Origin of the sequence: Psychrobacter aquaticus CMS 56, assembly GCF_000471625.1 — a bacterium.
Classification (GTDB): domain Bacteria; phylum Pseudomonadota; class Gammaproteobacteria; order Pseudomonadales; family Moraxellaceae; genus Psychrobacter; species Psychrobacter aquaticus.
Map to the genome: position 1 here is coordinate 1 of NZ_AUSW01000026.1, position 9,386 is coordinate 9,386.

Consider the following 9,386-nt stretch of genomic DNA (forward strand, 5'->3'; position numbering starts at 1 on the left):
TTTTTTATGGTTTTACGTTTTAAAACATACTAACGAAAAGAATATGATTAGCCCAAGAAAGCGTTATACATCCAAATCAGCTTTTCTTGCTCTTGTACATAGGCATCAACCAAATCTGCTGACCCTTGGTCTTCAGCGTCTGCTGCTAGCGTTGAGACTTGACGCTGTTCTTCGATCAATTCTTGTAGGCCAGTAACGACACCTTTGACGCAGGTATTGCCATCTTTGACGTTTTTGTCTTCGGAGATACTGGTGTGTTTGGCAAAGTCGCTATAAGCATGAAGCGGCGTACCACCTAGCGTTAAAATACGTTCTGCAATTTCATCAATCTGTACTTGTAGATCAGTATACAGTTCTTCGAATTTTGGATGTAGTGAAAAGAAGTGCTCGCCTTTCACATTCCAGTGGTAACCACGTACGTTGATATAGAACATATGGTAGCTTGATAACAGACTATTTAGTTTGGCAATAACTTCGCTCATATCTGCTTTTTCTAGGCCGATTTGGTTGGTAGCATTATCATTATTCATTTTATTATCCTTTTGATGGGTATTGTTTTTTATGGTCTACGAACTACTATTAGTAAACTGTATCATTATTATACTATCATCGTTATGAACGGTTTATGTCAGTTCGCAAACATTAATATTTTTCTCTAATGGTTGCTATTATAGCAAAGTGTTCTTCATAAGTTAAATTTATATAAACAAACATAAAGTTATGTTTTATAAAACTATGATTTGTTTTTTTATCATGCAATTTTTTATAACATTTCACTCTATCTTTGTATTGGATAGCTGATAAAGCAAACCGATTATCTAGTGGTTTTCTTATCCTGTCGGCTTTTTAACTGCCCTGACTTACTGAATAGGTGACAATAAATTGGGGTTTGTAATTAGATTGCGTACACCGTGTGCATGATCTTCATCAAGTACATTGCGTTCACACCATTTACCTAAAGATTTGATATTCACCTTTTTCATTTCCGGGCGTACGCTCCACGTCACTTTGTATGGTGAACCTTGTTCGTTGTAGCTTGGTCCTGTTGTTGAGCCCACATATTCAACGGGCGTGCCAGTATCAGTTGGGATATTGATTGCTTGGGTACGCTTGTTGCTCACGGCATATTTTGTCATCTCCATAAAATCTGTCGCATGCTCGTCATTCACTGCCACAATCACTTGCCCTTCTACTCGCAACTGTGGGTTCAAAACAGGATTGGCCACGCAAGCCGCTAAGGTAGCTCCTGGTTGTACCAAAGAGGTAGAGTATACATAGTGCACTTCAAGCGTGTCACCCGACTGAATGGCGCTGTGTTCACTGGCGCATACAGCTTCAGCTAGAGGAGTTTACTCTGCGACTGTGAGCTGCCCTGAGTATTTATACCCCGTATCATATCCATGACCATTACCATCACCTGCGTACGTGGTAAATTCTCCGCCTTTGTGCTCAGCGTTCTTATGCAGATGAATGTTACACAAGTTCATTTGCTTAGCGTTTGGTGCCAAGCTAAATACGAGTGGATTTTGTCCGACGCTACGATCAATATCACGTGGCGACTGTGGGCCAAAGCCTATATTGTTAGTGTTTTTGGCCAATGTGGCACGTTGTTGGGCAACTGTCTTTTTTTCAACAGGATCTGAACCTACGACGCAAGACTGTAGTGTCATAACTGGTAACGATAACAACGCTAGTTTATACAATATCTGAGTGCTCATAATTTCATATACTCTTGTGTTTTGATGTACAAAAAGCATTTTATTATGGCAGAAGAAAATCAAATGGTTATTTTTTTCTGAGAATATAGAGTGATTTTAGACGGCTTTCTCAGCGATCAAAGACGTATAAACGCTAAAAAATATGTAGAAAACAGTTTTACAAGGTAAGCGAGTCAAAAAGACTGGCACTATTTGATTGATAAAGAGGTGGTGATCTTGTGGTGATAGATAGTGCTTAAAAACAGTGAGGTGTGTTGTTTAGAGAGTGGTTATCATAGCTTGTCATTGATTAGAAGCCTGATGAGTGCATACCAATAATAAATATAAGGTTGTCTGTTATGTTGTGATGATAGCAATGTCATACGTGAATTGGTGATCACACATGACATCGCTATAGCCGCTACACTTGCCAAAAGGCACTACCGAATTAAGCTGGTGGTTGCAAATTCTCAGGATTCAATCCTTTTGCTGGAACCACTTCTTGTAAATGCTGACGTACTGTATCAATTGGGAACTTTTGTGCTTGTAAACGCTTAGGTACGATCTGGCTGCCTTGTTGACCTTTCATCTCAAACATTATAAAGAGGTAGTCGTCAGTCTCATCCCAACTCTTAACAGCATGCCAAGGAATAACTGCTTGCTGAGTGGCGCCTGCACGCATTTGCATACCGCGCATTTGGTTGCTATTGAACGTATCGGGTTGATTGACTGGCATAGCCATGACTAAGCCATGCTTTTGTACGCCCAATTTCATTTGACGCATCTCATCAGGCATTTCTTGATCAGCGACTTGTTTTTCAAACTCTCTTTTGACATACCATTTAAACCCAAGGGTACGAACCAGTAAATAAATCACTACTGATACCAGCATCAGCCAAAAAATAATGGTTGAATAGCCCGTAACAAAGATCAGCCCTGCAATGGCTAATACCACGACAACTGCCATGATGATCCATTCTTTCGTTTTGATACTTTTTAGACCAAAAGAAGGACTGGCGCTGGCAAACAGTTCATACTGTGCTTGTTGAAATTCAGCCTCAGTTATATTTAAGGCAACAGGTTGCAAAGTGTACGGGTACAAGGCCATAAAGGTTTCTCAAATACTTGTATTAAAAGCGTTGGGTTTAAATCGCCAAATGAAAGCAGCTACGCCATACTTGGCTGAAAGTGGAAAAAAGGCATGCGCTTATCTTACCGAAAAGTACTCCTAAATGAAACATATAAGCCACTCTGTTCACTGAAATATAGCCAAAACATGGTCAAATCTGCTGGGTCTTGGTATTATATCGGCACAGCCAATTGTTACTAATCTAGTGATAACGATATGCTGGGCAGTGATTATATTAATAATATTTTTGAACCCTTTTACTCACCTTTAGTGTTACAGGCAACTACTATGATTGATCCGAAACTCTTACGCGGCGATTTAAGCGACCTACAACAGCAGCTGGCCAATCGTGGTTATGCGCTTGATATGGACTTTTGGCAAAACGTTGAGTCTGAGCGTAAATCTCTACAAGTCAAAACGGAAGAGTTACAATCGCGCCGTAACGCTGGGGCTAAGCAAGTGGGTGCACTGAAAAAGTCAGGCGAAGATGCCAGTGAGTTATTGGCTGAAATGCAGAGTGTCAGTGGTGAGATTAAAGCCGCCGAAGACGAGCTGCGTACCTTGCAAGAGCGTATTACGCAAGCAGCCTTGCAAATCCCAAATATTCCAGCCGCAGATGTGCCAGTGGGTACGTCAGAAGACGATAACGTGGAAGTACGCAAGTGGGGCACGCCGCGTGAGTTTGATTTTGAGATTCAAGATCATACGCATATCGGTGAGACGCTCGGTATGCTGGACTTTGAAGCAGCAACTAAGTTGACTGGTAGCCGCTTTAACGTGCTCAGAGGGCAGCTTGCGCAACTGCATCGTGCATTGATTCAATTTATGCTGAATACGCACACCATGAAATATGGCTATCTTGAGACCTATGTGCCCTATATTGTCAATAGCGACAGCCTAAAAGGTACAGGACAGCTCCCTAAGTTTGAAGATGATTTGTTTAAGCTGAGCAACCATACTAATAATGATGACATAGACTTTTATTTGATTCCAACGGCTGAAGTGCCGATGACCAACTTGGTGCGCGGTGAGCGTCTGGATATAAAAGAATTGCCATTGAAATTCACAGCGCATACGCCATGTTTCCGTAGTGAAGCGGGTTCACACGGGCGTGATACGCGTGGTCTGATTCGTCAGCATCAGTTTGAAAAAGTTGAGATGGTCAATGTTGGCACCGCAGAGCAATCTGATGATCTATTAGAGGCGATGACAGGACAGGCTGAATATATCTTGCAACAGTTGAACTTGCCATACCGCACCATGCAGCTATGTACGAGCGATATGGGGTTTGCCGCACAAAAAACTTATGACATCGAAGTCTGGTTGCCGAGCCAAGATACCTACCGCGAGATCTCTAGCTGCTCTAACTGTGGTGACTTTCAAGCGCGCCGTATGGGTACGCGTGTCAAAGACGGCAAACAAACTAGCTTGGCACACACGCTAAATGGCTCAGGTCTAGCAGTCGGTCGTACGTTGTTGGCAGTCATGGAAAACCATCAAAATGCGGACGGTAGCATCACGATTCCAGAAGTATTGCGTCCATTTATGGGCGGTGCTGAACGTATTGAAATTTGATGGTATTAACGTCATGAAGATTTTGAACATAGTTGATGAATTGAATTACTCGCAATATCTCATCTACGGTCAAAGTAGTGGCGACAGTTTGTTAGGCTTTGAAATAGATGCCAATGTATTTTTCTGTTGTATTGAAAGTAATCATCGCTGTGATTTTATTTATCAGGAACGTCATGATGACGCAAATTGTATGCTTACGTTGTATTGTAAATTTGCAAATAACATAAGCTATCAGCAAATGGCAGATTATTTAGAGGAAAAATGGCTTCAGTATGTTTGCTATCAAGAATTTGAGAAACATTATATTGAAGTCGTTAACGATCAATTGATTTTTTATTATGTGACCCGATCAAGTTGTGGACTAGGAGTAACAGGGAAAATTGTTGCTACTTAGTTTATAATGAGCCACCTATTTCGATATCTAAGTAAATTCAGTTCAATAACCTTTTTAAATCAAATAAACTTTCCTTTAATCTTAGGACACGCTATGCCCACCCCAATTAACGAACGTAAACTAGCCAATGCCATCCGTGTACTGTCGTTTGACGCGGTTCAAAAAGCCAACTCTGGACATCCGGGTGCGCCAATGGGTATGGCTGATATTGCCGAAGTGTTGTGGCGCAAATTTTTGAAGCACAATCCCGCTGATCCTAGCTGGCACAACCGTGATCGCTTTGTACTGTCAAACGGTCATGGCTCGATGCTTATCTACTCTCTGCTACATTTATCAGGCTATGACGTCAGCGTCGATGATCTAAAGGGCTTCCGTCAGTTGCATTCAAAAACCCCAGGGCATCCTGAGCTTGGTTATACACCTGGTGTTGAAACCACGACAGGTCCATTAGGACAGGGTATTGCTAATGCCGTCGGTTTTGCGATTGCAGAGAAGACGTTAGCGGCGCAGTTTAATCGTGAGGGTCATAACATCGTTGATCATCATACGTATGCGTTCTTAGGCGATGGTTGCTTGATGGAAGGCATCAGTCATGAAGTGTGCTCCTTGGCTGGCACGTTAGCGCTTGGCAAGCTAGTATTCTTCTACGATGACAATGGCATCTCTATCGATGGTAATGTCGAAGGTTGGTTTACGGATGATACGCAAGCGCGCTTTGAATCGTATGGCTGGCAAGTCATCAAAGTCGATGGTCATGATACTGATGCCATCACGCAAGCGACTGAGCAAGCGATCAAAGAGACTACCAAGCCAAGTTTAATCATTTGTAAAACTACCATCGGTGCTGGTAGCCCGAACAAACAAGGCCTAGCGGCAAGCCATGGCGCGCCACTCGGTGATGACGAAATTATCTTGACTCGTGATGCACTGTCTTGGACGCATGCGCCGTTTGAGTTAGATGATGAAATCTATGAAGCGTGGGATGCCAAAGCCAAAGGCGACGTACAGCAAAAGAACTGGGATGCGGACTTTGAAGCTTATAAAAAGGCCTATCCAGAACTGGCTTCTGAACTATTACGTCGTTTAAATGGCGAGTTGCCAGAGGATTTTGAAAGCCAAGCGCAAGCCTATATTCAACAAACTCAAGAAGCGGGCGGTGATGTCGCCAGTCGTAAAGCCAGTCAGAATGCGATTAATAGCTTGCAGCCATTATTGCCAGAATTATTGGGCGGCTCAGCAGATTTAGCTGGCTCGAACCTCACATTGTTTAAAGGCGCGAAAGGTATTGAGACCGACGCTGACGGCAACTATATCTATTATGGTGTGCGCGAGTTCGGTATGACCGCTATTGCTAACGGTATCGCATTGCATGGTGGCTTTATCCCTTACGTAGCGACGTTCCTCATGTTTATGGAATACGCGCGTAACGCTGTCCGTATGGGTGCATTGATGAAGCAGCGCGTCATTCATGTTTATACGCATGACTCTATCGGTCTGGGTGAAGATGGCCCAACGCATCAGCCAGTTGAGCAATTGACTAGTCTACGTACCACGCCAAATCTACGCACATGGCGTCCGTGTGATGCGACCGAATCTGCCAGCGCGTGGGTTGAAGCGATCAAATCAGAAAACAATCCATCAGCGCTAATCTTTAGCCGTCAAAGCTTGCCACATCAAGCGCGTGACAGCGAGCAAGTCGCGAACATTACCAAAGGTGGTTATGTACTTGCGAAAGAGCAGGGGGAGCTACAAGCTATCATTATCGCCACTGGTTCAGAAGTTGGCCTAGCGATGGAAGCATACGAGAAGCTAAGCAGCAATGGCATTGGCGTACGTGTGGTGTCTATGCCATGTGCAGAGATTTTCGTAGAGCAAGAGGCGAGCTATCGTGAAGACGTACTGCCTGCCAATATCCGTGCTCGCGTCGCAGTAGAAGCCGCTCATGTAGACTACTGGTATAAGTTCGTTGGTCTAGATGGCAAAGTCATTGGTATGACTACCTATGGTGAGTCAGCGCCAGCAGATGAGCTATATAAAGAGTTCGGCATCACGACTGACGCTGTCGTTGATGCGGTAAATAGTTTGGTTTAGTTAAGACTTAGTTTTAATTTTACAAAAGAGCCGCTAGAGTAATCTGGTGGCTCTTTTTTATTGTTTGATCTATAAAAATATGTTGACTAGTTTTTATAAAAACCTATAATCCTATTTTTTATAAAAAGTTATTTTAAGTTTATAATATGTAACAAGTAAATGTGGTTTGGTGCATAGCATAAACCACTAAATAATCTTCTTAAGCGAGTTCTTGCATGCCAAGCATCCATCCCATCAAAAAATTAAGCTCTGCTATTGCTGTTGCTCTTTTCGCCACTTCGTTAACGGCTTGTGGCGGAGGCTCTGATTCTGATAGTCAGAGTAATAACGGCTCTGATAACCCACCTGTTAATACGCCTAGTGACAAATGTAAAGACGTTACCGCTAGTAATTCTGGACAAGCTGATTTAGATAAAGATGGAATCATTGATGACTGTGATCTAGATACTGATGGTGATGGTGTTGAAAATTCGAAAGACGCGAAGCCTCTAGATGCCACTATTGCTGGTGTCAGCACTAAATCTTATCGAGGAAATGGTTTTGGTTATGTAAACGCGACAGAAATTGCTTATTTTAATGCAAAAAAACAGCTTATCGAAACAGAATATTTATCTTCTTATAATCCTGAACGAGCTAATTCATCAGAGGGATTTACTTATGATAATAAAAGCCGCTTAATCCGTCGAGAAAGCACCCGTGGTTTAGACAAACAGCTTGATAGAGTTGAGATTTGGGTATATAACGATAAAGATCAGTTGATAGCGTATCAAGCTAATGATGATGGAGATAGTGTGCTCGAAAGAACAGTATCTTATCAATACAACTTAAATGGTGATATAGCGCAAATAACGAAGAGTGATACAAGCGATACAAGTTATTTTTATAATTCGACAAGTACATACATTTATAACAGTTTAAATCAATTAGAACAAATTGAGACTGATGAATATAACAACGGTAGTATAGATAGAATCAGGTATATAACTCTCAATGCTACTAATTACGTAGCCAAGTCTGCTTTATATTATCTAGAAGGTAATAATGTTACTAACACCGAAGTCAAAAAATTGTATGAGACTTTTGAATACAACTATGATAACCAAGGTAACGTTACAAAGCTGATTGATAGCTCACTTGATTATGGAAGTGTTCGAACGGTCAACTATGCTTATGATAATCAAAAAAATATTATTAGAGAGACAACCAATAACAATTCTGGTGGCATAGATGTTATTGATATTAAAGTAACTTATAATAAAGCTAATTTAGCCACTGGTGCTACGTTTGAATATGATAGCTTCAATAATATTCAGGATGTGATCGAAAAAGCTGAATATAACGTCGCTGGATATTTAACTAAAACTCTAGTAGATGTTAGTCAAGATGGAAAAATTGACCAAGAGATTATTTATAACTATGAAGGAAGCGTTCCGCTGAAATTTAATATGCCAACATTTTTGAATTTTGGATTACCTAATAATAGAGCTCCTACTGCGACTAGTCTATTGAGTAGAGTGAATGCTAGATATACCGCAGATATGGTTAAAGAATCTTATTATGACTAACTAAATATCTAAGATTATTATGACTAACTAAATATCTAAGATTATTGTGACTATAAAGAATTTATTATAGTTTATAAAGGAGCTGCTAAAGTAATTTGGCAGCTCTTTTTTTATGGTTGGATTTTGGTTTTAGAGCTGTTCTTTTGTTCCACTTTAATCAGTGTGGTTATTGGTAAAGTAACTGATGCAATCAGTACTAAATTCTGTGCCGCAACGTGATGATTTGGTGGTAAATTAGAATAGACTGATTACTCACAAAGTTAAGTTTTACTTCTTGTGCAGCTCTCACATAAAAATAGATTATATGACTACAGGACTGGAAAAATTAGATGGATAGTATCGAACTGGTAAATAGTATTACATGGCTAGAGCGGATTGGATTAAGTGAAGGTCTAGTAGCAGCTTGTATAATCGGAACCTTTGGTTTATGCGGCATTCTCATCACTCAAAACTCTGAGCGAAAAAAAGAATATAAAGCCTTTCTAAGAATAAAGTTTGAGGAACTAGTTTTTAGACTAGTTGATTTTGCAGCAATTATTAAGGAAGTCGAAGCCAAACGTTTTTTGAAAAATTATGAGAAAACTTTAGATGTTGATAAGTTCTATAGAGAAGGTGGAAAAATAGAAATATTAATAGCTTTGTACTTTCCAGAGCTTGAAGAAGAATATGTATTATTTTTAAGAGCGGGAGCGAACTTATTAATTGCACAGCGCGAATATGAAACGAATCCTAGCGATAGTATTTTAAATATACTTGAAAAGAATGAAGAGGCATTTGATCAGGTTTATGATGATTTCTATAAACACATTAAATCATGCTCTTCCACTTATGCTAAGCCCTTAAAACGTCGTACTATGTTATCCATCAAGTAAATTGAATTCAAAAAATATTAAAATTAACGAGTTCTATTAGTACGCCTAGTACATTCTATATAG

At 40.5% G+C, this 9,386-nt stretch carries 7 protein-coding genes and 1 pseudogene; 5 read left to right on the forward strand and 3 right to left on the reverse strand.

What is annotated here, in order from left to right; genetic code table 11:
* Positions 1–47 precede the first annotated feature (47 nt).
* From M917_RS07255 to M917_RS07265, 3 genes and pseudogenes are all read right to left on the reverse strand, one after another.
* Positions 48–530 carry a Dps family protein gene (locus M917_RS07255; protein ID WP_021814155.1) on the reverse strand — a complete coding sequence of 161 codons (483 nt, stop codon included), beginning with the start codon at positions 528–530 and terminating at the stop codon, positions 48–50.
* 330 nt (positions 531–860) lie between these two features.
* Positions 861–1,757 (reverse strand): annotated as a pseudogene (locus tag M917_RS14400) (delta-class carbonic anhydrase).
* A 388-nt stretch (positions 1,758–2,145) separates the two neighbouring features.
* Entirely contained in the window at positions 2,146–2,805 is a 660-nt protein-coding gene (locus M917_RS07265; protein ID WP_021814158.1) for a YcxB family protein, read from the reverse strand.
* 309 nt (positions 2,806–3,114) lie between these two features.
* Between M917_RS07265 and serS the strand changes: the two genes are divergently transcribed.
* The 5 genes from serS to M917_RS07290 all read left to right on the forward strand — a co-directional run bounded on the left by serS (position 3,115) and on the right by M917_RS07290 (position 9,323).
* On the forward strand, positions 3,115–4,401 hold the full coding sequence (serS, locus tag M917_RS07270) for a serine--tRNA ligase (protein WP_021814159.1): 1,287 nt from the start codon (positions 3,115–3,117) through the stop codon (positions 4,399–4,401).
* Positions 4,402–4,414: 13 nt separating this feature from the next.
* Positions 4,415–4,795 (forward strand): hypothetical protein, encoded by a 381-nt coding sequence (locus M917_RS07275; protein ID WP_152513964.1) that lies wholly within the window; start codon positions 4,415–4,417, stop codon positions 4,793–4,795.
* A 93-nt stretch (positions 4,796–4,888) separates the two neighbouring features.
* A complete protein-coding gene (tkt, locus tag M917_RS07280; RefSeq protein ID WP_021814160.1) occupies positions 4,889–6,886 on the forward strand; it encodes a transketolase in 1,998 nt (665 codons plus the stop codon).
* Between the two features lie 215 nt (positions 6,887–7,101).
* Positions 7,102–8,451: a hypothetical protein gene (locus M917_RS07285; RefSeq protein WP_021814161.1), complete on the forward strand. Its 1,350-nt coding sequence runs from the start codon at positions 7,102–7,104 to the stop codon at positions 8,449–8,451.
* A 329-nt stretch (positions 8,452–8,780) separates the two neighbouring features.
* Positions 8,781–9,323: a hypothetical protein gene (locus M917_RS07290; RefSeq protein WP_040642286.1), complete on the forward strand. Its 543-nt coding sequence runs from the start codon at positions 8,781–8,783 to the stop codon at positions 9,321–9,323.
* Positions 9,324–9,386 lie beyond the last annotated feature (63 nt).

Coding starts and splice junctions, on each gene's coding strand:
- M917_RS07255 (WP_021814155.1), bottom strand. CDS start 530: ATGAATAATGATAATGCTACCAACCAAATCGGCCTAGAAAAAGCAGAT.
- M917_RS07265 (WP_021814158.1), bottom strand. CDS start 2,805: ATGGCCTTGTACCCGTACACTTTGCAACCTGTTGCCTTAAATATAACT.
- serS (WP_021814159.1), top strand. CDS start 3,115: ATGATTGATCCGAAACTCTTACGCGGCGATTTAAGCGACCTACAACAG.
- M917_RS07275 (WP_152513964.1), top strand. CDS start 4,415: ATGAAGATTTTGAACATAGTTGATGAATTGAATTACTCGCAATATCTC.
- tkt (WP_021814160.1), top strand. CDS start 4,889: ATGCCCACCCCAATTAACGAACGTAAACTAGCCAATGCCATCCGTGTA.
- M917_RS07285 (WP_021814161.1), top strand. CDS start 7,102: ATGCCAAGCATCCATCCCATCAAAAAATTAAGCTCTGCTATTGCTGTT.
- M917_RS07290 (WP_040642286.1), top strand. CDS start 8,781: ATGGATAGTATCGAACTGGTAAATAGTATTACATGGCTAGAGCGGATT.